The sequence below is a fragment of the Pseudomonas sp. TH37 genome, assembly GCF_016650735.1.
Lineage (GTDB): Bacteria > Pseudomonadota > Gammaproteobacteria > Pseudomonadales > Pseudomonadaceae > Aquipseudomonas > Aquipseudomonas farris.
Genome location: NZ_JAEKFD010000003.1, coordinates 198,989 through 224,791, shown reverse-complemented (window position 1 = coordinate 224,791; position 25,803 = coordinate 198,989). Strand labels below are relative to the sequence as shown.

Below are 25,803 nucleotides of genomic sequence, written 5' to 3'. Positions count from 1 at the left end.
GTCTCCTGTAGGAGCTGCCGAAGGCTGCGATCTTTTCAGCAGGCAACACGGTGTCACACCATGAAACCGTCCCGACTTCTGCTGATCTGGCTCGCAGTACTGCTGGCCATCGGCATCGTGCTCGGCGCATTGCGGGCACTGGACATCGCAGTTCCATCGAGCCTTTTGGCGATCAACTGGGGATTACTGTTAGCACTGCTGGCATTGGCGATCATCGACGCCATCCGCCTCAAACGCCTGCCCCCGCCCCGCGTGCAACGGCAAATGCCCGGCAGCCTGGCGCTCGGTCGATGGGGCGAAGTGCGACTGGAGGTCGAGCACGATTTTGCTCAACAGCTGAACGTACACATCTACGACCATGTGCCGCACGGCCTGGACTTCGAACTCCTTCCCCTGTCGGTCGAACTGCAACCCGGCCAACAGAGCCAGATCGGCTATCGCCTGCGCCCACTCAAGCGCGGCCACTTCACCTTCGAACACTGCGAAATCAGCCTGCCAAGCCCAATGGGCCTATGGTCAGGCAAACGTCTACTGAACGTAGTCGACAACACCCGCGTCTACCCCGACTTCGCCCGCCTCTACGGCGGCCAACTACTGGCTGTGGATAACTGGCTCAGCCAGCTCGGTGTACGTCAACGCCAGAGACGCGGTCTGGGTCTGGAGTTTCATCAACTGCGCGAATTCAGAGAAGGCGACAGCCTGCGCCAGATCGACTGGAAAGCCACGGCACGCCAACGCACACCGATTGCCCGTGAGTATGAGGATGAACGCGATCAACAGATCATCTTCATGCTTGATTGCGGGCGGCGCATGCGTAGCCAGGATGATGAGTTGTCGCACTTCGACCATGCACTCAATGCCTGTTTGCTGCTGAGCTACGTGGCACTGCGTCAGGGTGATGCGGTGGGCCTGAGCACCTTCGCCAGCCATCAGCCGCGCTACCTCGCCCCGGTCAAAGGCACTGGTCAACTCAACGTGTTGCTCAGCAGTGTTTACGATCTCGACAGCACACAATGCCCCGCCGACTATCTGGCCGCCGCCAACCAGTTATTGGCTAGACAAAAACGCCGGGCACTGGTGGTGCTGGTGACCAACCTGAGGGATGAAGATGACGAACAACTGCTTGCCGCCGTCCAACGGCTGAGCCGTCAGCATCGGGTATTGGTGGGCAGCCTACGAGAAGAGGTGCTCGACAGTCTGCGGCACGCGCCGGTACAAACATTGCCCGAGGCGCTGGCCTATTGCGGAACAGTGGATTATATGAATGTACGGGCAGAGCTCCATGAGCGGTTGAGTGCTCATGGAGTTCCGGTGCTGGATGCTCGGCCCTCAGAACTGGGGACCGAGATGGTGACGCGGTATTTGGGATGGAAAAAAGCTGGAACGATGTAATGGCCAATCGCACGATTCCATATGAATATGATGTGCGAGCACGTACGACTAGCTCTCATCCCAGAGTAATTACGAGAAGCAACCCCACCCAAGAATCTGATAGCTCTATCACAAGGAATCAATCATGGACGAGGCAAAACTATTCGCGTCAGTGATCACGCAGATCAATGACAACCAACTGGCATTGCGAGCCGCTGTAGAGGAACTATCGAATTGGGTGGCGCAGCAAGGAGCTGCCGAAATAGCGGATAACGTCCGATGTGCCTTACAAACGCTAGATGTAAACCAGGACTTTATATCTTTGGCACTTATTTCTATCTCCACCGATTTTCAAGAATCACAGATTCCAAAAAGGCCTGATTCTAATGGCTAGCTAACCTTCAATATTTGTAGTTTCTCCTAGGTGTTACCCGATGTTCCTGATCGTGTAGTAACGAGGGGCAATAAGCTCTGCCGTGTAAAAACTGACGTTCATGGCCGGCAATTTGCTTTTTGTACTCTCCCATCAGGCGTCTCAAATAACCGCGCTAATGACTACAGAATGAAGCGCCTCTGCCTACAAATATCAGCGACCCAGTCTGATTGTGGGTGGTGTCCGTCCCGACATAAGGTTCTCCTGTCGCCGCCGCCCTTTCGTTATTTCCGAATCGGTGGCAGCCCCAACAAGGAGTTAACCGTGATAACGCCCCGACCCAATCTACTCAAAACCACCGCCCGTTCGCCCTACAGCACCCTCGACTCGAGAAAACTCCACGAAGCTGCCGACAGGGCCCTAGATCACTATCTCAAACGGGAAAACACTAAACCGTGCTTTGCCGACGAACGCACCACCGAGGAACGATCCATGAAGATGTTCACCGTCGTAGCCAATGCCAATCCCGAAGCCCTCGCCATCCAGACCTATGAAACCTTTTCCTCGGTCAGCATTTTGCTGCTCGACCTGGCGGAAAGCCTGGACGACAAGCAGCGGCATCTGGCTATGGCGATTTATCAGATGAGTGAGTTGGGGTTGATGCTGGTGGAGCGGTCGCTGGATATTGAGCGGGCGATCAGCCCGGCCTAGCCTTTAAGTATTGGCCGTCTGGTCTGACCCCATCGCGGGCGAGCCCGCTCCCACAGGGATCTTCGGTGAACATACTTTTTGTGAACGACGCTGACCACTGTGGGAGCGGGCTTGCCCGCGATGGCGATTGTGAAAGCGCAGCAGCCTTCAGGCCGAAGCAGGCAAAGGCTGAAAACTGAAGTACTGCTTCAGTGCCTCGACCAATTGCCCATATTCCGGCGGTGCCTGTTGCAGGCTGAAGCCGGCGTCATAGTGGTGAGGGGTTTCGTCCTCGTGGCACCACAGACAGCAGGCGTTGAGGTCGATCACCTGCTGACAATGGCCATCCATGGGGATTTTCAGGCGCAGATTAAAATCGGCGCCCACCATCATTGGCAACTGGCTGATCAACATCAGCCCGTCCTCGGACAGATTGCCCAGAAAGCCAATGGGCTTGTCGGTGACGCTGTTGAACACTTTGAGAAAATACGGCAGTTGATGCCGCTCGATCCGGCGGTCAGTGAACATGCTGATTTCGCTACGCAAGGCCCTTAAGCAGGGCCGCACTAATGCTTCGGAACGGGCCTGCTCTATTGCTTTATAGGCATAAGCCGCGCTCTCCCCGATTCCCGGTGCGACAGTCCATCCTTCCGCTGCCGCTTACTGCTGCCGATCACAGGTGTTACCTCGAATTAGAAACAAGGCTCTAAACCGATTTATTCGACTATAGCTCACCGCCGCCGGTCAGCCAGCCGCTTCAATCAGAACCGGGTCGGGCTCACGACCGCCGCGCTGCGGGTCGGGTAATGCCCCAGGCTCTGCAAGGTTTCCAGGCGGGCACGGGCGCGGTAGGCGTATTCGCTCTGCGGGTACGAGGCGATGATGAACTGGTAAGTCTGGACCGCGTCGACAAACATTTTCTGCCGTTCCAGGCACTGGCCGCGCATCATCGACACTTCCGGCCACACATAAGGCCGCGCACGGCTGGCGCGCTCGACCTTGGACAGCTCGAGCATCACTTGCTCGCAGTTGCCGCGCTCATAGGCGCTGTAGGCATTATTCAAATGATGGTTCATCGACCAACGGGTGCAGCCCACAACACTGAGGGCAAGGACGGCAATGAGCACGAATCGCATGGGGGGATCTCCTGTCTTGCGCTCTGTATCGACCCGTTGTCTGAAATCTTCAGGATGTTGCTGCAAAGTTGTCGGGGTTCAATAAAGAAACCAATAAGTAGTGCAAACGAACAATGACTACACCCAAAGACCATAGTAGCCTCTGCTAGCGCTTGAACTCAGGAGTCTTTGCATGTCCGTCCGTCGTACCAAAATCGTCGCTACCCTTGGCCCGGCCAGTAACTCGCCGGAAGTTCTCGAACAGTTGATTCTGGCTGGCCTGGACGTCGCCCGTCTGAACTTCTCCCACGGCACCCCCGACGAGCACAAGGCTCGCGCGAAGCTGGTGCGTGACCTCGCTGCCAAGCACGGCCGCTTCGTCGCCCTGCTGGGTGACCTGCAAGGCCCGAAAATTCGTATCGCCAAATTCGCCAACAAGAAGATCGAGCTGAAGATCGGTGATCAATTCACCTTCTCTACCAGCCATCCGTTGACCGAAGGCAACCAGCAAGTGGTCGGCATCGACTACCCGGACCTGGTGAAAGACTGCGGCGTGGGCGACGAGCTGCTGCTCGACGATGGCCGCGTGGTAATGCGCGTCGATACCGCCACCGCCACCGAGTTGCATTGCACCGTGACCATCGGCGGCCCGCTGTCGGACCACAAAGGCATCAACCGTCGCGGTGGCGGCCTGACCGCACCGGCCCTGACCGAGAAAGACAAGGCCGACATCAAGCTCGCTGCGGAAATGGAAGTCGACTACCTCGCGGTGTCCTTCCCGCGTGACGCCGCCGACATGGAATACGCCCGTCAACTGCGCGACGAAGCCGGCGGTACTGCCTGGCTGGTGGCGAAGATCGAACGCGCTGAAGCCGTGGCCGACGACGAAACCCTCGACGGCCTGATCAAAGCCTCCGACGCGGTGATGGTTGCCCGTGGTGACTTGGGTGTGGAAATCGGCGACGCCGAGCTGGTGGGCATTCAGAAGAAAATCATTCTGCACGCACGCCGCCACAACAAAGCGGTGATCGTCGCGACCCAGATGATGGAGTCGATGATCCAGAACCCGATGCCAACCCGCGCCGAAGTGTCCGACGTAGCCAACGCCGTACTCGACTACACCGACGCCGTGATGCTTTCGGCCGAAAGTGCTGCCGGTTTGTACCCGCTGGAAGCCGTACAGGCCATGGCGCGCATCTGCATCGGCGCTGAAAAGCACCCGACCAGCAAGACCTCCAGCCACCGCATCGGCAAGGTCTTCGAAAGCTGCGACCAGAGCATCGCGCTGGCGGCCATGTACACCGCCAACCACTTCCCGGGCGTGAAAGCGATCATCGCTTTGACCGAAAGTGGCTACACGCCGTTGATCATGTCGCGCATCCGTTCCTCGGTGCCGATCTACGCGTTCTCCCCGCACCGCGAAACCCAGGCCCGCGCGTCCATGTTCCGTGGCGTCTACACCGTACCGTTCGACCCGGCATCGCTGCCGCCTGAGCAAGTCAGCCAGGCCGCGATCGACGAGTTGCTCAAACGCGGCGTTGTGGAGAAAGGCGACTGGGTCATCCTGACCAAGGGCGACAGCTACCACACCACCGGCGGCACCAACGGGATGAAAATCCTGCACGTTGGCGACCCGATGGTCTGAGTGATCGCTCGCTGAAAAACAAAAGCCCCGCCATGTGAATGGCGGGGCTTTTTGCATTCTGATCCTGGAAAATTGTTGTCTGGGCCGACCTCATCGCGGGCAAGCCCGCTCCCACAGGATTTGGGTTGATATTCGATTTGTGGACACCTGCAATCCTTGTGGGAGCGGGCTTGCCCGCGATGAGGCCAGTACAGTCAGCGAAAAACTCAATGCCGTTTGATGAATCCGGTCAACGCCGCCATCGCTTCCGGCGAACGCAGCCGCTGGGTGAACAATGCACCCTCTTCTTCTATCACCTTGCGTAACTGTTCCCGATTCGGCGCTTTCATCAATTGCTTGCTGATGCGCACGGCCTCCGCTGGCAACGACTCGAATCGCAACGCCATCTCCCGCGCCTTGGCCAACACCGCTTCGCCACTGCCCAAGGCTTCAGTCGCTATCCCCCACGCCGCCGCCTGTTCACCACTGAAACCCTCGCCGAGCAGCAACAACTGCGCGGCTTTGGCATGGCCGAGCAAACGCGGCAGGATCAGGCTGGAACCGAACTCCGGGCACAACCCGAGGTTGACGAACGGCATACGCAACCGGGCGTCGGTGCTGACGTAAACCAGGTCGCAATGCAGCAGCATCGTCGTGCCGATCCCCACCGCCGCACCGGCCACGGCGGCGATCACCGGTTTACGGCACTCCAGCAAATTGAGCATGAAGTGGAACACGGGGCTTTCGAGGTTGCTCGGGGGTTGCTGAAGGAAATCAAGGATGTCGTTGCCGGCGGTGAAACACTCAGCGCCACCGGTGATCAGCACCGCATTGATTTCGGGGTCGGTATCGGCTTGCTTCAGGGCCTCGGCCAAGTGGCTGTACATGGCGCGAGTCAGGGCGTTTTTCTTTTCGGGGCGATTGATGCGCAGGGTCAGCAGGCCGCGCTCGCGTTCAAATCGGATGGTATCGGGCATGGCGTGTCCTGATCTGAGAGGATCAATTGTGGCAAGCTCGCTTGCCACAAAAATCAGCGCTCAACCACGGGGTAGAAAGACATCCGCCAGCAGTTGATTACGCGGCAAACCGGCCAGGTACAAACGCCGGGCAAAGGCATCAACGCTGTCGGGGGCCCCGCAGACTAAGGCCAGGGTTTGCCGCGAAACAAGGCGCAGTTGTGCCAAAGCCGCGGGCAACTCGGCCGCCGTCCACAGCTCCACCGTCAGGTTTTCACGGCCGTCGGCCATGGCTTGCAGGGGCTTGGCCAGATAATGCTCACCCGCATCATGGGCCAGATGAATGACACGGATGGCGCCCTGGTGATCCTGACGCAATGCTTCGCGCAAAATACCGAACAACGGCCCCAGACCGGTGCCTGCCGCCAACAACCACAGAGGTCGGGTGTGCCAGTCCGGGTCGTAATGCAACGCTCCGCCGCGCAACTCGCCGAGGCGGATCGGATCGCCAATTTTCAACTGGCGTGCCGCATCACTGAATTCCCCCGGCTGACGGCAATCGAGGTGGAACTCCAGAAAGCGATCTTCTTCCGGCAGACTGGCCAGGGAATACGGCCGCGCCACCTGACCCGCCCACAACACCAGATGCTGCCCCGCCTGATAGCGCAACGGTCGCTCGCTGGTCAGGCGTAAACGCAAAACGCTGGGGCTCAGCCAATCGCTGGCGGTCACCTGGGCGGCAAGCCCATCACGCAGCGGATCAAAGGTTTCGACTTGCAGATCGTCGACCACCTGGCACTGACAGGCCAGCCGCCAACCCTGCTGACGCTGCTCATTGCTCAAGGCATCGGGACGGCTGTCGCTGGGCAAGCCCTCGACACATTTAACCAGGCACGCATGACAGCTGCCGGCGCGACAGCTATAGGGCACCGACACGCCGTTCTGATTCAAGGCATCGAGCAGGTTGCTCCCCGCCGCTACCGTCCATTGGCGTTCGCCGACCCGTAACTCAGGCATCGACATTCTCCCAGGCCGCCGCGCAACGGTTACGGCCGTCACGCTTGGCGCGATACAGCGCCTGATCGGCGCGGTGCAAGGCGTCATCCAGATCGTCGCCAAGCGTCAATAACGTCATGCCCGCCGACAGGCTGAGGTGGTGAACATTGAGGCCGATCATCTCCACATCCATAAAGGCAACGCGCAACCGTTCGCAGCAAGCGGTCAGACGTTCGGGATCACAATCGGGCAACAGCACCACGAACTCTTCGCCGCCATAGCGGGCCAGAATATCGCCATCGCGCAGACAGGCGGTGGCCACTCCGGCAAACGCTTGCAGCACCTGATCGCCGGCGGCATGGCCGTGAACATCGTTGATGCGTTTGAAGTGGTCGAGGTCGATCAACGCCAGGCCATGCACCACGTCGGCTTCCATGGCGTTCAACTCGCGGGAGGCCAGGCGCAGGAAATGCCGGCGGTTAAACAGCCCGGTGAGTTCGTCGGTTGCCACCAGGCCTTCGAGCTGGCGCATCATTCCGCGCAGGGTGTCCTGATGCGCCTGCAAGGCGAACCGCCGCTGACGCATACGCTGGCGCGACATCTGGACGTAACGGGCGTAAAGCACCAGCCACACGAGCACCACAAACAGCACGCACACCTGCAACAGCGCCAGCGTCGGGTTGGGTAGCTGGAAGTGGTAGCCCTCCCACAAGGTGATGGCACTGAAACTGAAAAACACCAGAAACGCGCAACGGGCGAAAGCCGTGCGCGAAAGATGAAACAACCCAAACAACAGAATCAGCAGGTAAAACACCAGAAACGCGCCACGCGCCTCATCCAGATGAGCGATCAGCCAGGTTTGCCAACCCAGCCCCAGCAGTATTTGCACTTCGGTCAGGCTCGGGTCGGAAAAGCGCAGGTTGCGGCCGCTGGAAAACACCACGAACAACACCGCCTGGCTGAATACCACCAACGCGCTCCCGATCGCCATGCCGGTGACGGATTCTTGGTAGTGACCGGTGAAAAACGCCAGCCACAGCAGCAGCAAAGCCAGGGCGTAGGTGCCAGCTGCGAGGGCAAAGCGTTTGAGCAAAAGCCGCTGGATGGCGTTATGGGTCAATCGTTGATTCACCGTGGGAAAGGGGGCTGTCGGAGTGTCCTACTCTACAGGCCGGATGCCACTTTAGTGGCGTGTCTGATAAATGACCATTCAATTTTAGGGGCAAAAAACTGGCGTCAAAGCCATGACCCGATTCCCCCTGTAGGAGCTGCCGAAGGCTGCGATCTTTTGATCTTGCTCTTCGGCACTTCAAAAAGAGCAAAGTCAAAAGATCGCAGCCTTCGGCAGCTCCTACGGGTGCGCGTCGTGCGATAACTGGCAATCAGAACCTTCCGACCTATGCGACCAACGTTTGATTGTCAACGGATGTGCCCGCCATCGAGGCGCGGTATACTGCCGCGCCTTTTTAGCGTCGCGCCAGCATGCCCGGCGTGCCTTGAAAGGTGCTTGCAACCGACCGATGCACCCAAGCTGCAAGCACCTTATTGAATGTTCCCGTCTTTTAGAGGAGCGCGACTCATGACCGTGATCAAGCAAGACGACCTGATTCAGAGCGTTGCCGACGCCCTGCAATTCATTTCCTACTACCACCCCGTGGATTTCATCCAGGCGATGCACGAGGCCTACCTGCGTGAAGAATCGCCGGCAGCCCGCGATTCCATGGCGCAGATCCTGATCAACTCGCGCATGTGCGCTACCGGCCACCGCCCGATCTGCCAGGACACCGGTATCGTTACCGTGTTCGTGCGCGTGGGCATGGACGTTCGTTGGGATGGCGCCACCATGGGCCTGGACGACATGATCAACGAAGGCGTGCGCCGGGCTTACAACCTGCCGGAAAACGTCCTGCGTGCCTCGATCCTCGCCGACCCGGCGGGCGCTCGTAAAAACACCAAGGACAACACCCCGGCCGTTATTCACTACTCCATCGTTCCGGGTAACACCGTGGAAGTGGACGTGGCAGCCAAGGGCGGCGGTTCCGAGAACAAGTCGAAAATGGCCATGCTCAACCCGTCCGACTCGATCGTCGACTGGGTACTGAAGACCGTTCCGACCATGGGCGCCGGCTGGTGCCCACCGGGCATGCTCGGCATCGGCATCGGCGGTACCGCCGAGAAAGCCGCCGTCATGGCCAAGGAAGTGTTGATGGAATCCATCGACATTCACGAGCTGAAGAAGCGCGGCCCGTCCAACCGTATCGAAGAGATGCGTCTGGAACTGTTCGAGAAGGTCAACCAACTGGGCATCGGCGCCCAGGGCCTGGGCGGTCTGACCACCGTGCTCGACGTGAAGATCATGGATTACCCGACCCACGCCGCTTCGTTGCCGGTGTGCATGATCCCCAACTGCGCCGCCACCCGTCACGCGCACTTCGTGCTCGACGGTTCCGGCCCGGCCTCGCTGGAAGCGCCACCGCTGGACGCCTACCCGGAAATCGTCTGGGAAGCCGGCCCGTCGGCTCGTCGCGTCAACCTTGACACCCTGACCCCGGAAGAAGTGCAGAGCTGGAAGCCGGGCGAAACCGTCCTGCTCAACGGCAAAATGCTCACCGGTCGCGACGCTGCGCACAAGCGCATGGTCGAGATGCTGAACAAGGGTGAAACCCTGCCGGTGGACCTGAAAGGTCGCTTCATCTACTACGTCGGCCCGGTCGATCCGGTCGGTGACGAAGTGGTCGGCCCTGCCGGCCCTACCACCGCCACGCGGATGGACAAGTTCACCCGTCAGATCCTCGAGCAAACCGGCCTGTTGGGCATGATCGGCAAATCCGAGCGCGGCCCTACCGCAATCGAAGCGATCAAGGACCACAAAGCCGTTTACCTGATGGCTGTCGGCGGCGCGGCTTATCTGGTGGCGCAAGCCATCAAGAAATCCCGCGTGGTAGCTTTCGCCGAACTGGGCATGGAAGCGATCTACGAGTTCGACGTAAAAGACATGCCTGTGACCGTTGCGGTCGACAGCAAAGGCGAGTCTGTACACATCACCGGTCCTGCGATCTGGCAGAAAAAGATCAGTGAAAGCCTGGCGGTGGAAGTGCAGTAAGCACCTCCCTCACTGCCAAAAAGGCCGGGCCGTCTCCCCAGACGACCCGGCCTTTTTTTGGATATCGATTTAATCCTTCGATCTAAGCAGAGGTCACTAACGAATTGGCGTATACCCAGACCATGTTGCGCTCTCGATCGAGTAAATTTACTTCCGTCTGAACACGTGATGTCGGGACGAAGGAAACGCGGGCCCATGGTATGGTGCCCGCCCGTCCTTCAACCTGTTTCCCACAGTATGCTGCCGACTTCTCGTACCTTGCGTCTGTCGTTCTATACCCTGCTGATCATCGCGGGTGCAGCCTTGGCCGCCACCCTGGCCATCCGTCACACCGAACGCCAAGCGTTGGTGGAAGATGCCGCGCGGGCCAATCAGCAATTGGCGCTGTACGCCAACTCCCTGCACACCCTGATCGACCGCTACCGCGCCCTGCCCGCCGTATTGGCGCTGGACCCGGAATTGCGCGCCGCGCTAAACGGTGAAGTGAGCCCCGAAGAGCAGCTTGCGTTGAATCGCAAACTGGAGAAAATCAACGGCGCCGCGCGGTCCTCGACCCTCGAACTGCTCGACCGCACCGGTCTGGCCGTGGCCGCCAGCAACTGGCGTTTGCCCAGCAGCTACGTCGGCCACAACTATGGTTTTCGCCCCTACTTCAGCCAGACCCGAACCCAAGGCACCGGGCGCTTTTACGCGGTGGGTGTGACCAGCGGCATTCCCGGCTACTTTCTGTCCAGCGCGGTGACCAGCGACGGTGGTGAGTTCCTCGGGGCCATGGTGGTGAAACTCGAGTTCCCGGAACTTGAGCGCGAATGGCGTCAGGGCAGTGACACGTTGCTGGTCAGCGATGCGCGCGGGATCATCTTCATCGCCAATCAGCCCGGCTGGCGCTATCGCCAATTGAAACCGCTGAGCGACAGCGACCGCGCCGAGCTCAAAGCCACCCGCCAATACGATAAACAACCGCTGACCCCGCTTGACTATCAATCGCTGCGACACTTCGACGACAACAGTGCGCTGACCCGGGTCGTTGGTCCCGACGGGACGGCGGATTACCTCTGGGAATCGCTGCCGCTGGCCGCCGAAGGCTGGACGCTGCATCTATTGCGTCGCCCGCAAGTCGCGTTCGAAGATCGCCGCAACGCCGGGCTCGCCGCGGCTGGGGCCTGGCTGACGCTGGTGTTTCTGTTGCTATTCCTTAACCAACGCTGGCGCCTGGCCAAGATGCGTCAGCGCAGCCGTGAAGAACTCGAGCGACTGGTGGAAGAACGCACCCGGGATTTGCGCACCGCTCAGGACGGGCTGGTGCAATCAGCCAAACTCGCAGCCCTCGGCCAGATGTCTGCGGCGCTGGCCCATGAAATCAATCAACCACTGACCGCCCAGCGCATGCAGCTTGCTACTCTGAGGCTGCTACTCGATCACGGTCGGGTCGACGATGCCTACAAGGCGCTCAAACCGGTGGACGACATGCTCACGCGCATGGCCGCCCTCACCGGCCACCTGAAAACCTTCGCCCGCAAAAGCCCCAGCGGTTTGCGCGAACGGCTGGACCTGGCGGCGGTGGTCGATCAATCCTTGCAGTTGCTGGATGCGCGCCTGCGTGACGAGCACATCAGCACCGTGCTACATCTGACTCGCCCGGCTTGGGTGCGTGGCGATGCGATTCGTCTGGAACAGGTGCTGATCAACCTGCTGCGCAATGCCCTGGATGCGATGCACGACAAAGCCTGCAAGCGTCTGGAAATCCGCCTCGAAGCCGATGAACAATTGTGGCGTCTGACCGTCGCCGATAACGGTGGCGGCATTGCCGAAGAGAATCTGGGCAAGGTGTTCGATCCATTCTTCACCACCAAACCGGTGGGTGATGGTCTGGGCCTCGGGCTGGCCGTTTCGTTCGCTATCGCTCACGAAGCAGGCGGCCGCCTGAGTGCCGATAATGGTGAAAACGGCGCGGTGTTCACCCTGACGTTGCCCATTGATCTGGAGGTGCCTGCTTGATGCTCAATTCGGTGATGGTGGTCGATGACGAAAGCAGCATCCGCAGCGCCGTCGAACAGTGGCTGAGCCTTTCGGGGTTCGAGGTGCAACTGTTCAGTCGCGCCGACGAGTGTCTGGCGCAACTGCCGAAACATTTCCCCGGGGTGATTCTCAGCGACGTGCGCATGCCTGGCATGACGGGGCTGGAGCTGCTGGCCGAAGTCCAGCGTCGCGATGCCGACTTGCCGGTGATCTTGCTGACCGGTCACGGCGATGTGCCGATGGCCGTCGAAGCGATGCGCGATGGCGCCTACGATTTCCTCGAAAAGCCTTTCAGTCCGGAAACCCTGCTGAGCAGCCTGCGCCGGGCTCTGGACAAGCGTCGGCTGGTGCTGGAAAACCGTGCCTTGCACGAGCAAGCGGACAATCGCGCCAAACTCGATGCCACCCTGCTGGGGGTTTCCCGTGGCTTGCAGACGCTGCGTCGGCAGGTGCTGGACCTGGCGACGTTGCCGGTCAATGTGCTGATCCGGGGCGAAACCGGCAGCGGCAAGGAGTTGGTTGCCCGTTGCCTGCACGACTTTGGTCCCCGCGCGGACAAGCCCTTCGTGGCGCTGAACTGTGCAGCGATTCCCGAGCAGTTGTTCGAGGCCGAACTGTTCGGTCATGAGAGCGGCGCGTTCACGGGCGCCCAGGGTAAACGCATCGGCAAGCTCGAATACGCCGACGGCGGCACGCTGTTTCTCGATGAAATCGAAAGCATGCCGTTGGCCCAACAGGTGAAACTGCTACGGGTATTGCAGGAGCAGAAGCTTGAGCGATTGGGTTCCAACCAGAGCATCCACGTGGACTTGCGGATCATTGCCGCGACCAAACCCGACTTGCTGGATGAAGCCCGGGCCGGACGTTTTCGTGAAGACTTGGCCTATCGACTGAATGTCGCCGAGTTGCGTCTGCCGCCGTTGCGTGACCGGCGTGAAGACATTCCCCTGCTGTTCGAGTTCTTCGCGCAGAGTGCTGCCGAGCGTTTGGGCCGCACCTTTGCGCCCTTGAGCGGGCCGCAACTGAGCCATCTGCTGAGCCACGACTGGCCGGGCAATGTCCGCGAACTGGCGAACGTCGCCGAGCGACAAGTGCTGGGCCTTGGCGAACCGGAACCGGCGGGGATCGACCCCGGCCAGTCACTGGCGGCGCAGCAGGAAGCCTTCGAAGCGCATTGCTTGCGCGCGGCGTTGACCCGGCATAAGGGTGATGTGAAAGCGGTGCTAGAAGAACTGCAACTGCCGCGGCGGACCTTTAATGAAAAGATGCAGCGGCATGGGTTGAGCCGTGAGATGTTTTTGCAGGACAGCTGAATTTTTGTGGTGTCTGTATGGACCTCATCGCGGGCAAGCCCGCTCCCACAGGATCGGTGTCATGCAAAAAATCTGTGTTCGACTCGATCATTGTGGGAGCGGGCTTGCCCGCGATGAGGCCGGCACAGGCAAAGAAACCCATGACCCTATAAGCGGTTTTCCGCTCGCACCCGCCCCTGAATAAGCGGATTTCCGCTCAATAAATCCAGCTACCCCCTCTAAACCGGCCCTCCTCTCCTTGGCACAGCTCCTGCTATAGCTCCAGCAGGCTGCGTTTTAACGCGCTCCACAAAAACAATTAAACGAAGGATCCTTCAATGGATAACTCTAACGCCCTGCCTCTTGGGTCGGCTGCCGCGCCGGCTAAAGAAAGAACCACCGCTAGCCGGATCAAATCGATCTTCAGCGGCTCTGTCGGCAACATGGTCGAGTGGTACGACTGGTACGTCTACGCCGCCTTCTCCCTGTACTTCGCCAAAGCCTTCTTCCCCAAAGGCGACACCACCGCACAACTGCTCAACACCGCCGCGATCTTCGCCGTGGGCTTCCTGATGCGCCCGATCGGTGGCTGGTTGATGGGTCTCTACGCCGACAAGGCCGGTCGCAAGAAAGCGCTGATGGCTTCGGTGTACCTGATGTGTTTCGGCTCGCTGCTGATCGCCCTGAGCCCGGGTTATGAAACCATTGGTATCGGCGCACCGATTCTGCTGATTTTCGCCCGTTTGCTGCAAGGCCTGTCGGTCGGTGGCGAGTACGGCACCTCGGCGACTTACCTCAGCGAGATGGCGACCAAGGATCGTCGCGGCTTCTACTCCAGCTTCCAGTACGTGACCCTGATCTCCGGCCAGCTCATCGCTTTGGCAGTGCTGATCGTGCTGCAACAGACCCTGACCACTGAAGAGCTGTACGCCTGGGGCTGGCGCATCCCGTTCGCCATCGGCGCGCTGTGTGCCGTGGTCGCGCTCTACCTGCGTCGTGGCATGGAAGAAACCGAGTCGTTCACCAAGAAAGAGAAAGCCAAGGAAAGCGCGATGCGCACCTTGATGCGCCATCCGAAGGAACTGATGACCGTGGTCGGCCTGACCATGGGCGGCACGCTGGCGTTCTACACCTACACCACGTACATGCAGAAATACCTGGTGAACACCGTCGGCATGAGCATCTCCGACTCCACCACGATTTCCGCAGCCACGCTGTTCCTGTTCATGTGCCTGCAACCGATCATCGGTGGGCTGTCGGATAAAGTCGGTCGTCGGCCGATCCTGATCGCCTTCGGTATTCTCGGGACACTGTTCACCGTACCGATCCTGACCACCCTGCACACCGTCCAGACCTGGTGGGGCGCGTTCTTCCTGATCATGGCGGCGCTGATCATCGTCAGCGGCTACACCTCGATCAACGCGGTAGTCAAAGCCGAACTGTTCCCGACCGAAATCCGTGCGCTGGGCGTCGGCCTGCCGTACGCACTGACCGTGTCGATCTTCGGCGGCACCGCTGAATACATCGCGCTGTGGTTCAAGAGCATCGGCATGGAAACCGGTTACTACTGGTATGTCACGGCATGCATCGCGGTGTCGTTGCTGGTGTACGTGACCATGAAAGACACCCGCAAGCATTCGCGGATCGAGACGGACTGACAGTTTCATTGATGGTGGCTGTTTTGGCCTCATCGCGAGCAGGCTCGCTCCCACAAAGGTCTGGTGTACGCAGATCCAATGTGGGAGCGAGCCTGCTCGCGATGGCCGCGACTCGGTCTCAAGATGACTCTGCCCGCACCAACTGATCCCTGAACGCAACACCACAGCCCGGCCTTCGCCGGGCTTAGTCATTTCTGGGGAAGCACACAAAAACCTGTGGGAGCGGGCTTGCCCGCGATGAGGCCATAACATTCAACATCTGTGTTGACTGTTAAACCGCTATCGCGGGCAAGCCCGCTCCCACAGTGATCGAGGATGGGCTGGAAATATGCCGCGGGCCCTTGCACCATGATCACCTCCCGAACGCTCCAGGAATTCACTGTATGCCCGACGACATCCACTTCTACGAACCCGCCAACGGCCACGGCCTGCCGCATGACCCGTTCAACGCCATCGTCGGCCCGCGCCCTATCGGCTGGATTTCCTCCCAGGACGCCAATGGTCGCCTGAACCTGGCGCCCTACAGCTTTTTCAACGCCTTCAACTACATCCCCCCGATCATTGGGTTTTCCAGCGTCGGGCGCAAAGACAGCCTGAACAACATCGAGCAGACCGGCGAATTCGCCTGGAACCTGGCGACCCGCCCACTGGCCGAGCAGATGAACCAGAGCTGCGCCATGGTCGGGCCGGAGGTCGATGAGTTTGAACTGTCCGGGCTGACCACCGCCGCGTCGAAAATCATTCAGGTGCCACGGGTTGCCGAAAGCCCGGTGTCCTTTGAATGCAAGGTCACGCAGATCATTCAGTTGCAGCGCGCAAACAAGGAAGTGGTGCCGAGCTGGCTGATTCTCGGCGAAGTGGTCGCCGTGCACATCGCCAAATGGCTGTTGAAGGATGGGGTATACGACACCGCCGCGGCAGAACCGATTCTGCGCGGCGGCGGGCCGGCGGATTACTTTCAGCTGGGGTCAGAGGCATTGTTCAAGATGTTCCGCCCCGGGGCGGTCAAGTAATTACCAGAGCAGGTCGGCGTCTTCTTTAACGTCTTTGAGGCGGGTCAGCTCTTTGGCCGCGGCCTCGTCGGCTTCATGAGCGGTCTTGAAGGTCTGGCTTTCCAGCACTTTGTGAAAACGCGGGGCACCGGAACCGCCGAGGGCTTTGACGGCAATCGCGGCGTGGTAACCGCCCTCGCCCGGTACTACTGCTGAAACGGCTTCGAAGTGTTCAAAGGCTTTGCGTGCCATGTCGCGGATCCTGGCTAATGGAGAATTGCGCCATTAAACCCTCAACCGGCGAGTTTGTGTACCGCTGCCTTGGACTGGCCAAGGGCCTGGGCCGCCGAGACATCCTTGAAGGTATGGAAATCCAGGCTATTGACCACCAACTCCTGCACCAGCTCGGCAAAAATCTGCATCGACGGGCTGCCGAAGTAAGCGGTCATGGCCTGTTGGTTGTCCCAGAAACCGGACACCAGCCACAGCTCCGGATCGCATTGCGAGTGCTGCAGGGCAAAGCTCAGGCAACCCGGCGCGTTGCGCGATGGCTCGATCAGGGCGCTCAAGCGCGCACCGAGTTCTGCCGAACGCCCGGCGCGGGCGCGGACGAAGGCCATATGACTGACGGGGATTTGCGTAGACATGTTCAACCCTCCCAGGTCATTCAGTGGCAGCCAGGGACGGGCTGCGACAGGATCCAAGATTAGGCGGCGCGCCCTGGTCGTCGTTAGTCGATTCCTGCCGGCTTGTTGCACAATCCTGCGCGGCTGCAAAAAACGTCTGTAACAACATGTAAACCACTGTCACATCGCTGCAACACGACTTTCAAGCAAGTTTTCCCGGCGCTGACCTGCCATAGCAGCCTCGCGTATTTACCTCGTGCAGAATCAGGCAAGCTTTTGGCAGGATGTGTCTACCGCTGTCCCTTGCACAAATTTAAGCTCAGCCCATTACCAACGCGTCACCGAGGATGCCCTGCATGTCGTCGCTCGATCATTTTCAAGTCCCGCTGGATGCCGACATGGAAAAACAGCGCGCGGAACTGGCCGCCCTCATCCGCCGTAACACGATGGAGGATGGCACTTATGCCACCGCCGTCGGTTCGCTGTTCATGTCGCGCCACAGTCAAAACCACGACTTCGCCCCGGTGCTGGCGCAACCGGCCCTGTGCATCATGGCCCAGGGGCGCAAGGAAGTGCGGCTGGCGGATGAATACTTCAATTACGACCCGCTGAATTATCTGGTGGTCTCGGTCTCGATGCCTTTGAGCGGGCGGGTGGTGAATGTCTCGCCCGAGGAGCCGATCCTCGCCGTGCGGCTGGACATCGACCCGGCGGAAATCAGCGCGTTGATTGCCGACGCCGGCCCCATCGGCGTACCCACACGGCCTACTGGCCGTGGCCTGTATGTCGAGCAGATCGACACGGCAATGCTCGATGCCGTGCTGCGTCTGGCACGTTTGCTGGACACACCTAAAGACATCGCCATGCTGGCGCCGCTGATTCGTCGAGAGATTCTGTATCGGCTGTTGCGCAGCCAGCAGGGTCATCGGCTGTATGAAATTGCCATCGCCAACAGCCAGAGCCATCGCATCAGCCAGGCGATCAAATGGCTCAACGGCAATTATGAGCAACCGCTGCGCATCGATGATCTGGCGCGGGAAGTGAACCTGAGCGTGTCGACTTTGCATCACCGGTTCAAGGCAATGACGGCGATGAGTCCGCTGCAGTATCAGAAGCAGTTGCGCCTGCAAGAGGCGCGGCGGTTGATGCTGGCCGAAGGGCTGGAAGCTTCGGCGGCGGGTTATCGGGTGGGGTATGAAAGCCCCTCCCAGTTCAGCCGGGAGTACAGCCGATTGTTTGGCGCGCCGCCGCTCCGGGATTTGGCGCGGTTGCGGTTGTCGGTTTGATCTGACATTTGTTGTGTGGCTGATGGCCCCATCGCGGGCAAGCCCGCTCCCACATTGGACCGGTGTACACCAACCCCTGTGGGAGCGGGCTTGCCCGCGATGAGGCCAGAAAGGCCAACATCAAATCTGGATCAGGCGCTCAACACGCGGCACGCCTCCGCCGGCAACGTCACCGACACCGGATTGCCAATGCTCAAACCAACCCCCTGACACGGCGTGCTCAACGCGGTAAACGACACCCCGGAACACTCGACGGTGGTTTCAATCGTCGCCCCGATATCCCGCACAAACGTCACCTTCCCGAGCAACCGATTCCCCGCCGTCGCCTGGGGTTGCGACAGTTGCAGGTCTTCCGGGCGAATCAGCATTTTCACCTTTTCCCCCACCACAATGCTGCTGCAGATTGGCACTTGCAGCGCATCGCCACCGGGCAAACTGACCTTGCCGTTGCCCAGCGCCGTGGCCGGGAAAATGTTTCCCGAACCAATAAAGTCCGCGACGAACTCATTGGCCGGATGCCGATAGATTTCAATCGGCGTACCCACCTGCTGCACCCGATGCTCACCTAGCACCACCACGATGTCAGCCATGGTCATGGCTTCGCGCTGGTCGTGGGTGACCATGATCGTGGTGATGTTCAAACGCTGTTGCAGCTGACGGATTTCCACCTGCATCGACTCACGCAGCTTGGCGTCCAGCGCCGACAGCGGTTCGTCGAGCAGAAGGATTTTCGGCCGCGAGGCAATCGCCCGGGCAATCGCCACGCGTTGACGCTGACCGCCGGAGAGTTTCGCCACCGGGCGATCAATCATTTCCTGTAGCTGAATCAGCTCCAGCAACTCCACCACCCGTGCCTGTTGATCAGCCTTGCTGACCCCGCGCAGTTTCAGCGGATAGGCGATGTTCTCCCCCACGGTCATGTGCGGAAACAGCGCCAGCGATTGAAACACCATACCGAAATTGCGCTGGTGCGCCGGCGTATGGCCGATGTCTTCACCGTCCAGGCGAATCTCGCCACCGGTCAGGGTTTCAAGCCCGGCGATCATCCGCAGCAAGGTGGTTTTACCGCAGCCCGAAGGGCCGAGAAAACACACCAGTTTGCCCTCAGGCAAATGCAGGTTCACATCCTTTACCGCGCAGGCCGAGCCGTAATGTTTCTCGACGTTTTCCAGAATCAGACCAGTCATGTTGCACCTCAAGAATCAGAACGAAACGCCACCTTCACCGACCAGCTTCTCCAACGCCCAAATGAGGACGAAGTCGATCAGCACGATCAGCACGGCAAACGAGAAAACGGTAGGGTCGAGCGAAGACACGGTGCGGCTGTACATCCAGATCGGCACGGTCATGACGTCGATGGTGTAGAGGAAATAGGTCACGGTGAATTCGTTGAACGAGACGATGAACGCCAGCAGCATGCCCGCCAGAATCCCTGATTTCATCAACGGCACCACCACATCGACAATCGCCCGAGTCGGTGAAGCGCCGAGCATTTGCGCGGCCTCTTCGACTTCGCTGCCGATGGAGAGCATTGCCGCGGTGCAGTTTTTCACCACGAACGGCAGCGCCAGAATCACGTGGGCAATTACCAATCGCGAGGTGGTGATGTGGAATGGCAGGCTGTCGAACACCAGCAGCAAAGCCAGACCCAACACCACCATCGGGAACACCAGTGGCAGCGACATCAATTGCAGCGCCACGGACTTGCCACGGAACTCGCAACGGGTCAGGGCGTAGGCTGCCGGCACCGCGATGATTGTCGCGAAAATCATGGTCAGACAGGCCACCATCAAACTGGTGGTCATGGCTTTGCCGAGGCTCAACACATCGCTGGAGTCTGGTGACACGAAGGTGTTCCAGGCAGCCTTGTACCATTGCAGGCTATAGCTGCTGGGCGGGAAGTCGAGGTTCGACGCACCGCTGAACGACATGACGATCATGGTCAAAATCGGCAGCACCGCCAGCAGCAGAATGAAGCCCGACAGGATGCCGGCGAACTTGCCGGTATCGCCTGGCAGCAGCGAGTGGCGCTTCTTGATCAGGGTGCTCATTGGGAAGCCTCCAGCATGCGCCGACGACGGCCAGTGATGTATTCGGACAAGGTCATGATCGCCAGGGTGGTAACGATCAGCACCACACCAGCAGCAGACGCAGCGGGCCAGTTCATCAGCGGAGCGATCTGGTCATGCACCATCACCGCCAGCATCGGCACGCGCCGACCACCGAGCAGCAGCGGCACCACAAAACTGCTGGCGTTGTAGGCGAACACCAACGTCGCGCCAGTGATAATCCCCGGCAAGCTCATCGGCAACACCACCTGGCGAAACACCTGCAAGCGACTGGCGCCGAGGGTGGCAGCGGCTTCTTCGTAAGTGCGGGCGACGCCGCGCATGGCGCTGGCAATCGGCAGCACGGCCAACGGGAACGCGGTTTGCACCAGGCCCATCAACACGCCATTCTGGTTGTAGAGCAGCATGATCGGGCGCTTGATCAGGCCCAGGCCCATCAGCGCCTGATTGAGCATCCCGCCCGGCCCGAGGATCACCAGCCAGCCGTAGCTTTGCAGCAACAGGTTGACCAACAACGGCAGCAGCACCGCCGCGAGGAAGATCCGCCGCACAAATGGCGAGGTCAGCCGTGACATGGTGTAAGCCACCGGGATCGCCAGCAGCACCGCAATCACCGCGCTGATCAGCGCCAGGCGCAACGTCAGCAGCAACGATTTGAGGTAATAGGGTTCCAGCAATTGGGCGTAACTGGCCAGGCTGAACCCGGTCCACTCCGCGCCTTTGGTGCCGACGCTCATGCGCAGCACCAGCAGGCTGGCGGCAATCAGCACGCCGAGAAACAGCATCGACGGCGAGAGGAAAAACCAGGCACGCGCCGTAGGTGAGACACCCCGATTTATGCGCACGGGTGCGGCGCTTACCGGATGGGTCAGAGGTTGGTGTTCCATAGCAAGGGTCTCGTCAATGGAAAGCAGCTGAGCGAGCACAACCTTCGAAACCACCGTGAACCCTGTGGGAGCGGGCTTGCCCGCGATAGCAATCTGTCAGTCACATCATTATCGACAGGGAGGCCATCATCGCGGGCAAGCCCGCTCCCACAGTGTTTTGCAGTGTTCTAAAGAACTGTGTTCGCCACTCGATCAGGAAGAAAAGATTTCCGTGTAACGACGAATCCATTGGTCATGCACGGTGGCCAGGAAGGCGTTGTCGTGCATGATCGCCTTCTCGGCAATCTGCTCCGGCGTGAGGATGTACGGGCTCTTGCGCGCTTCGGCGGAGATGATCGCCTTGGCGTTGACCGGGCCGTTGTAGATGTCTTCGGCCATCTTGCCCTGCACCAGCGGGTCCAGAGAGTGGTTGATGAAGGCGTAGGCCAGGTCGATATCGCCCGGGCGATTCTTCGGCATCACCGACAACATCAGGTCGGTGTAGAAGCCTTCCTTCATGCCGAACGTGGCACCCAGGCCGTAGGCCGGATCGCGAATCTGTTTCGGGAAAAACGCCGGCGCGTACAAGCCGCCCATGTCCAGGGAACCGGTGCGGAACAGCTCGGCAATCTGGTTCGGGTTTTCGCCCAAGGTCACGACGCGATCTTTCAGCTCGGCGAGTTTCTTGAAGCCCGGCTCGATGTTGTGTTCGTCACCACCGGCCAGTTTGGCGGCGATGATGATCAGGTCCATGGCCTCGGTCCAGTTCGGTGGCGGCAGGAAGATGTTCGGCGACAGTTCTGCGTCCCACAGGGCGGCGTAGCTGTCCGGCGCTTCTTTGATGGTGCGGGTGCTGTAGACCAGGCTGTTGCACCACAGCAGGTAACCGATGCCGTGACCGTTGGCGCCGGTGCGGTATTGCTCCGGCACGTCGATCAGGTTAGGGATGCGGTTGAGATCGGGTTTTTCCAGCAGGTTGGCGGCGGCCAGACCTTCGGCGCCGACGCCGGCCAGAGTGATGATGTCGTACTGCGGACGATCACCGCCGGCCTTGAGTTTGGCGACCATTTCCGAGGTGCTGCCGGTGCGGTCAGCGATGACCTTGCAGCCGTACTTGGCTTCGAAGGTTGCCGCGATGTTGCGCAGTGCCGCGAGGCCGGTGTCATCGGACCAGGTCAGCAAACGCAGGGTCTTGCCCTGGAAGCGCGTATCGCTGGCATTGGCCTTGATGAACGGCATGCTCATGGCCGCCGCAGCCACGGACGCCACGCCCACGGTTTTGATGAATTGACGTCTGTTCAGATCGTGCTCGCCCATGAAGGACTCCCTTTGTTTTTTTAAGTATGAGGTTGGTCGCAACCGTTGCATCCGCGCGGCCAGATCAGCTTCAAGCCCCCGGTTCAATGGGCCTTGGCGATGCCAGCGGGTTCATCCTGAGGTCGTGCAAAACACCTGACTATCGATAAAAACTCATTGAAGCCATGACGCTGGCGCATGCCTCATCGCGAGGCATGCGCTCACCTTTTTCGTGCTGTCAGACGGCCCGAATCACGTGTTTGATTTCCTGGAAAGCCTGCAAGCCCCACGGCCCCAATTCGCGGCCGATGCTGCTCTGTTTGTAGCCACCCCAGGCCGTCTGCGGGAAGATCACTTGCGGCGCGTTGATCCACACAAGCCCCGCCTGCAAAGCGTTGGCGACGCGATCCGCAGCCTCGCTGTCACGAGTGACCACGCTGGCCACCAGGCCGAACTGGCTGTCATTGGCCAGGGCAATCGCCTCGGCTTCAGAGCTGAAACTGCGCACGCAGATCACCGGGCCGAAAATCTCTTCGCACCACAGCGCACTGTCGAGGGGCACGTCGATGAAAATGGTCGGCTGCAAAAAATAGCCGCGTGGCAGGTCTGCCGGGCGATTACCGCCGCAGATCAGCTTCGCCCCAGCGCTCAAACCACGATCGATGTGGCCCAGCACGCGTTGGTATTGCGCCTGATTGACCAGTGCGCCCATTTCCACGCTCGGGTCGAACGGGTCGGCCACGCGAATGGCTTCGGCACGCGCCTTCAATCGCGCTACAAATTGATCCGCCAACTCCTCGGCAACCAGCACGCGGCTGGTGGCGGAACACATCTGCCCGGCGTTGAAGAAACCGCCGCCACAGGCCACTTCGACCGCCAATTCGATATCGGCATCGGCGAGTACCAGCAGCGAAGATTTGCCGCCCAGTTCCAGGCTCACACCCTTCACGGTTTCCGCCGCCCGCTGCATCACCTGCACCCCCACTGCGTTGCTGCCGGTGAAGGAAATCTTGGCGATGCGTGGGTCAGCCGACAGTGGTGCGCCAACAGCCAGGCCGGTGCCGCAGACCAGATTGAACACACCGTTTGGCAGACCGGCCTCGGCAATGATCGTCGCCAGTTCCAGCTCCGGCAGCGGCGTCACTTCCGACGGTTTAAGCACCACGCAGCAACCGGCGGCCAGGGCCGGGGCGAGTTTCCAGGCGGTGGTGACCATCGGGAAATTCCACGGCACGATCAGCCCCACCACACCGCACGGCTCGCGGCGCAAACGGGCGCTGAAATCGTCGCTCGGCAACGCCACCGCGCTGTCCTGTTTCGCGTCCAGGCCTTCGACCAGATCGGCGTAATACTCGAACGTGGCGATTACATCGTCGACATCAATGGCCGCTTCGAACAGCGGTTTGCCGTTGTTGCTCGACTGCAATTTCATCAACTGTTCGCGACCGGCCTGCACGCCTGCGGCGATTTTGCGCAGGATCGCCCCGCGCTCGGTACCGGTGGTTTTCGACCACGCTTTGAAAGCGTTGGTCGCCGCCGTGACGGCCTGATCGACAGCGTGTTCATCGCCGCCGTTGACGGTTGTCAGCAGTGCTTCGGTCGCCGGGTTGATCACGCGCAAATGTTCGTTGCCTGCCGACCATTGGCCGTCGATGTACAGGCCATCAAGCGTGGTCGGGAACGTTGTAGAAGAACTCATTTCGACACCGCCTTCATCCACTGGGTCTGATCGATTTCAATCAGGGTCGGACCCTGGCGATCGGTGGCAAGACGCAATGCACTGCGCAGTTCTTCGACACCGCTGACCGCCTCGGCCGCGCAGCCCAGAGCCTTGGCCACACCAATGAAGTCCGGGGTGTAGATGTCCACGCCAACCGGCTCGATGTCGCGGTTGACCATGTATTTCTTGATCTCTTCGTAGCCCTGGTTATTCCACAACAGGACGATCACCGGGGTGCGTGCTTCCACCGCACTGGCCAGTTCCGGCAGGGTGAATTGCAGACCACCGTCGCCGATCAGGCACACCACCGGAGGCCGTGCGCCGCCTTCGATGCTGCCACCAAGCCAGGCACCAATCGCTGCCGGCAAGGCGTAACCGAGGGTGCCGTAACCGGTGGACGAGTTGAACCAGCGGCGCGGGCGTTCCGGGTTGAATGTGAGGTTGCCGGTGTACACCGGTTGGGTCGAATCGCCGACAAAAACCGCGTTCGGCAATTCGTGCAAAACGGTTTCCAGGAAGCGAGTCTGGGCCAGCGTCGGGGCGTCCCAGGTCGCAGCCAGTTCATCGCGCAAACGCGCGGCACGCACCTGGCCCCAATCGTTGCGACGCTCGGCCAGCGACTTGTGGGACAGCGCACTCAGCAAGGCCTGAGCGGCGTTGCGCGAATCGGCCACCAACGCGACTTTCGGCGGGTAATTACGCACGGTCTGGTCGGGGTCGATGTCCACGCGCAGCAGCACGCCGGGAATGTCGAAGCCGCCAGCGAAGGTGACGTCGTAATCGGTTTCGGCCAGTTCGGTGCCGATGGCCAGCACCACGTCGGCCTCGGCGACCAGCGCGCGAGTGGCTACCAGGCTTTGGGTCGAGCCGATCAGCAGCGGATGACTGGACTCGAGCATGCCCTTGGCATTGATGGTCAGGGCCACCGGCGCATCCAGCAGTTCCGCCAATTCGGTCAGCTCGGCCGCCGCGTCGATGGCACCGCCACCAGCGAGAATCAACGGGCGCTTGGCCCCGGCCAGCCAGTCGGTCATGCGGCTGATCGCGCTTGGCGAAGCACCGGCGCGATCAATGTTCACCGGCACGCTGGCGAGCAAGTCATCGGCCTCTTCGACCAACACGTCCAACGGGATTTCGATGTGTACCGGACGCGGACGGCCAGCCTGGAACAGCGCGAAGGCAAGGGCCAACACGCCCGGCAATTCAGCTGCCGACATCAAGGTGTGGGAGAACGCTGCCACGCCGCCGACCAGTGCGCTCTGGTTTGGTAGTTCATGCAGCTTGCCGCGACCGCCGCCCAATTGGCTGCGCGATTGCACGCTGGAGATCACCAGCATCGGGATCGAGTCGGCGTAAGCCTGGCCCATGGCGGTGGTGATGTTGGTCATGCCAGGGCCGGTGATGATGAAGCACACACCCGGTTTGCCGCTGGTGCGCGCATAACCGTCGGCCATGAAACCGGCGCCCTGTTCGTGACGCGGAGTGACGTGGTTGATGCTCGAACGGGCCAGCCCGCGATACAGCTCCACGGTATGCACCCCGGGAATGCCGAACACCTGCTCGACCCCGTAATCTTCGAGTAACTTGACCAATACTTCGCCGCACGTCGCCATGTCTTTGCCCTTTTTGTTCGTTTGAGACGCCGGGCCTGCGCAGTGTTTATGATGGGTTGGCAGGTCCAGGGATGGCCTCATTGGAACGGGCGACACGTAGCCGCAACAATGGATAAAAAGTCATACTAGCCATGTCCT

At 60.1% G+C, this 25,803-nt stretch carries 23 protein-coding genes; 10 read left to right on the top strand and 13 right to left on the bottom strand.

The features are described from left to right. Nucleotides 1-60: 60 nt before the first annotated feature. The 3 genes from JFU11_RS10275 (at nucleotide 61) to JFU11_RS10265 (ending at nucleotide 2,455) form a co-directional block, all read left to right on the top strand. Nucleotides 61-1,392, top strand: a complete 1,332-nt coding sequence (locus tag JFU11_RS10275) for a DUF58 domain-containing protein (protein ID WP_201060555.1) — start codon at nucleotides 61-63, stop codon at nucleotides 1,390-1,392. A gap of 124 nt (nucleotides 1,393-1,516) precedes the next feature. Then, nucleotides 1,517-1,765, top strand: a complete 249-nt coding sequence (locus tag JFU11_RS10270; RefSeq protein ID WP_123719306.1) for a hypothetical protein — start codon at nucleotides 1,517-1,519, stop codon at nucleotides 1,763-1,765. A 303-nt stretch (nucleotides 1,766-2,068) separates the two neighbouring features. Continuing rightward, a complete protein-coding gene (locus JFU11_RS10265) occupies nucleotides 2,069-2,455 on the top strand; it encodes a DUF6124 family protein (RefSeq protein WP_123719307.1) in 387 nt (128 codons plus the stop codon). A gap of 147 nt (nucleotides 2,456-2,602) precedes the next feature. On the opposite strand, the gene JFU11_RS10260 is transcribed toward JFU11_RS10265, so the two are convergent. Next, nucleotides 2,603-2,962 carry a PilZ domain-containing protein gene (locus JFU11_RS10260; protein WP_038981931.1) on the bottom strand — a complete coding sequence of 120 codons (360 nt, stop codon included), beginning with the start codon at nucleotides 2,960-2,962 and terminating at the stop codon, nucleotides 2,603-2,605. 233 nt (nucleotides 2,963-3,195) lie between these two features. Then, the gene (locus JFU11_RS10255; protein WP_201060553.1) at nucleotides 3,196-3,570 is read right to left on the bottom strand and encodes a hypothetical protein; all 375 of its coding nucleotides are present in this window, start codon (nucleotides 3,568-3,570) and stop codon (nucleotides 3,196-3,198) included. A gap of 172 nt (nucleotides 3,571-3,742) precedes the next feature. Here JFU11_RS10255 and pyk point away from each other — a divergent pair, with 172 nt between their 5' ends. Next, the gene (pyk, locus tag JFU11_RS10250; RefSeq protein WP_123719309.1) at nucleotides 3,743-5,194 is read left to right on the top strand and encodes a pyruvate kinase; all 1,452 of its coding nucleotides are present in this window, start codon (nucleotides 3,743-3,745) and stop codon (nucleotides 5,192-5,194) included. A 206-nt stretch (nucleotides 5,195-5,400) separates the two neighbouring features. On the opposite strand, the gene JFU11_RS10245 is transcribed toward pyk, so the two are convergent. The 3 genes from JFU11_RS10245 to JFU11_RS10235 are packed head-to-tail and all read right to left on the bottom strand — an operon-like array spanning nucleotide 5,401 to nucleotide 8,245. Further along, the gene (locus JFU11_RS10245) at nucleotides 5,401-6,150 is read right to left on the bottom strand and encodes an enoyl-CoA hydratase-related protein (protein ID WP_201060552.1); all 750 of its coding nucleotides are present in this window, start codon (nucleotides 6,148-6,150) and stop codon (nucleotides 5,401-5,403) included. Nucleotides 6,151-6,210: 60 nt separating this feature from the next. Further along, nucleotides 6,211-7,146, bottom strand: coding sequence for an iron-sulfur-binding ferredoxin reductase (locus JFU11_RS10240; protein WP_201060551.1), 936 nt, complete (start codon nucleotides 7,144-7,146; stop codon nucleotides 6,211-6,213). Further along, complete coding sequence (locus tag JFU11_RS10235) at nucleotides 7,139-8,245, bottom strand: GGDEF domain-containing protein (RefSeq protein WP_201121284.1); 1,107 nt, start codon at nucleotides 8,243-8,245, stop codon at nucleotides 7,139-7,141. Before JFU11_RS10235 ends, JFU11_RS10240 begins: the two co-directional genes overlap by 8 nt. A 459-nt stretch (nucleotides 8,246-8,704) precedes the next feature. Between JFU11_RS10235 and JFU11_RS10230 the strand changes: the two genes are divergently transcribed. From JFU11_RS10230 to JFU11_RS10210, 5 genes are all read left to right on the top strand, one after another. Next, on the top strand, nucleotides 8,705-10,228 hold the full coding sequence (locus JFU11_RS10230; RefSeq protein WP_123719314.1) for a fumarate hydratase: 1,524 nt from the start codon (nucleotides 8,705-8,707) through the stop codon (nucleotides 10,226-10,228). 237 nt (nucleotides 10,229-10,465) lie between these two features. Then, nucleotides 10,466-12,226: an ATP-binding protein gene (locus tag JFU11_RS10225; protein WP_201060549.1), complete on the top strand. Its 1,761-nt coding sequence runs from the start codon at nucleotides 10,466-10,468 to the stop codon at nucleotides 12,224-12,226. Next, the gene (locus JFU11_RS10220; protein ID WP_052967295.1) at nucleotides 12,226-13,560 is read left to right on the top strand and encodes a sigma-54 dependent transcriptional regulator; all 1,335 of its coding nucleotides are present in this window, start codon (nucleotides 12,226-12,228) and stop codon (nucleotides 13,558-13,560) included. Before JFU11_RS10225 ends, JFU11_RS10220 begins: the two co-directional genes overlap by 1 nt. Before the next feature lie 317 nt (nucleotides 13,561-13,877). Beyond that, nucleotides 13,878-15,197 carry an MFS transporter gene (locus tag JFU11_RS10215; RefSeq protein ID WP_123719316.1) on the top strand — a complete coding sequence of 440 codons (1,320 nt, stop codon included), beginning with the start codon at nucleotides 13,878-13,880 and terminating at the stop codon, nucleotides 15,195-15,197. A 383-nt stretch (nucleotides 15,198-15,580) separates the two neighbouring features. Continuing rightward, entirely contained in the window at nucleotides 15,581-16,210 is a 630-nt protein-coding gene (locus tag JFU11_RS10210; protein WP_201060548.1) for a flavin reductase family protein, read from the top strand. Here the strand turns inward: JFU11_RS10210 and JFU11_RS10205 are convergent, their stop codons facing one another. After that, the gene (locus tag JFU11_RS10205; RefSeq protein ID WP_030128151.1) at nucleotides 16,211-16,441 is read right to left on the bottom strand and encodes a hypothetical protein; all 231 of its coding nucleotides are present in this window, start codon (nucleotides 16,439-16,441) and stop codon (nucleotides 16,211-16,213) included. It lies immediately after the preceding gene. Between the two features lie 41 nt (nucleotides 16,442-16,482). After that, nucleotides 16,483-16,836 carry an antibiotic biosynthesis monooxygenase family protein gene (locus tag JFU11_RS10200; protein ID WP_123719317.1) on the bottom strand — a complete coding sequence of 118 codons (354 nt, stop codon included), beginning with the start codon at nucleotides 16,834-16,836 and terminating at the stop codon, nucleotides 16,483-16,485. 335 nt (nucleotides 16,837-17,171) lie between these two features. On the opposite strand from JFU11_RS10200, the gene JFU11_RS10195 reads away from it, so the two are divergent. Next, a complete protein-coding gene (locus tag JFU11_RS10195; protein ID WP_052967299.1) occupies nucleotides 17,172-18,101 on the top strand; it encodes an AraC family transcriptional regulator in 930 nt (309 codons plus the stop codon). Nucleotides 18,102-18,232: 131 nt separating this feature from the next. Here JFU11_RS10195 and JFU11_RS10190 read toward each other — a convergent pair whose 3' ends face one another. The 6 genes from JFU11_RS10190 to JFU11_RS10165 form a co-directional block, all read right to left on the bottom strand. Beyond that, on the bottom strand, nucleotides 18,233-19,288 hold the full coding sequence (locus tag JFU11_RS10190) for an ABC transporter ATP-binding protein (protein ID WP_052967300.1): 1,056 nt from the start codon (nucleotides 19,286-19,288) through the stop codon (nucleotides 18,233-18,235). Nucleotides 19,289-19,303: 15 nt separating this feature from the next. Beyond that, complete coding sequence (locus JFU11_RS10185; protein WP_123719318.1) at nucleotides 19,304-20,152, bottom strand: ABC transporter permease; 849 nt, start codon at nucleotides 20,150-20,152, stop codon at nucleotides 19,304-19,306. Next, nucleotides 20,149-21,057, bottom strand: a complete 909-nt coding sequence (locus JFU11_RS10180; protein WP_052967302.1) for an ABC transporter permease — start codon at nucleotides 21,055-21,057, stop codon at nucleotides 20,149-20,151. The genes JFU11_RS10185 and JFU11_RS10180 overlap by 4 nt, the downstream gene beginning before the upstream one ends. Nucleotides 21,058-21,249: 192 nt before the next feature. Then, nucleotides 21,250-22,353, bottom strand: a complete 1,104-nt coding sequence (locus JFU11_RS10175; protein ID WP_007898368.1) for an ABC transporter substrate-binding protein — start codon at nucleotides 22,351-22,353, stop codon at nucleotides 21,250-21,252. A gap of 217 nt (nucleotides 22,354-22,570) precedes the next feature. Continuing rightward, on the bottom strand, nucleotides 22,571-24,031 hold the full coding sequence (locus JFU11_RS10170) for an aldehyde dehydrogenase family protein (protein WP_201060547.1): 1,461 nt from the start codon (nucleotides 24,029-24,031) through the stop codon (nucleotides 22,571-22,573). Continuing rightward, the gene (locus JFU11_RS10165; RefSeq protein ID WP_201060546.1) at nucleotides 24,028-25,665 is read right to left on the bottom strand and encodes a 5-guanidino-2-oxopentanoate decarboxylase; all 1,638 of its coding nucleotides are present in this window, start codon (nucleotides 25,663-25,665) and stop codon (nucleotides 24,028-24,030) included. Before JFU11_RS10165 ends, JFU11_RS10170 begins: the two co-directional genes overlap by 4 nt. Between the last annotated feature and the right edge of the window lie 138 nt (nucleotides 25,666-25,803).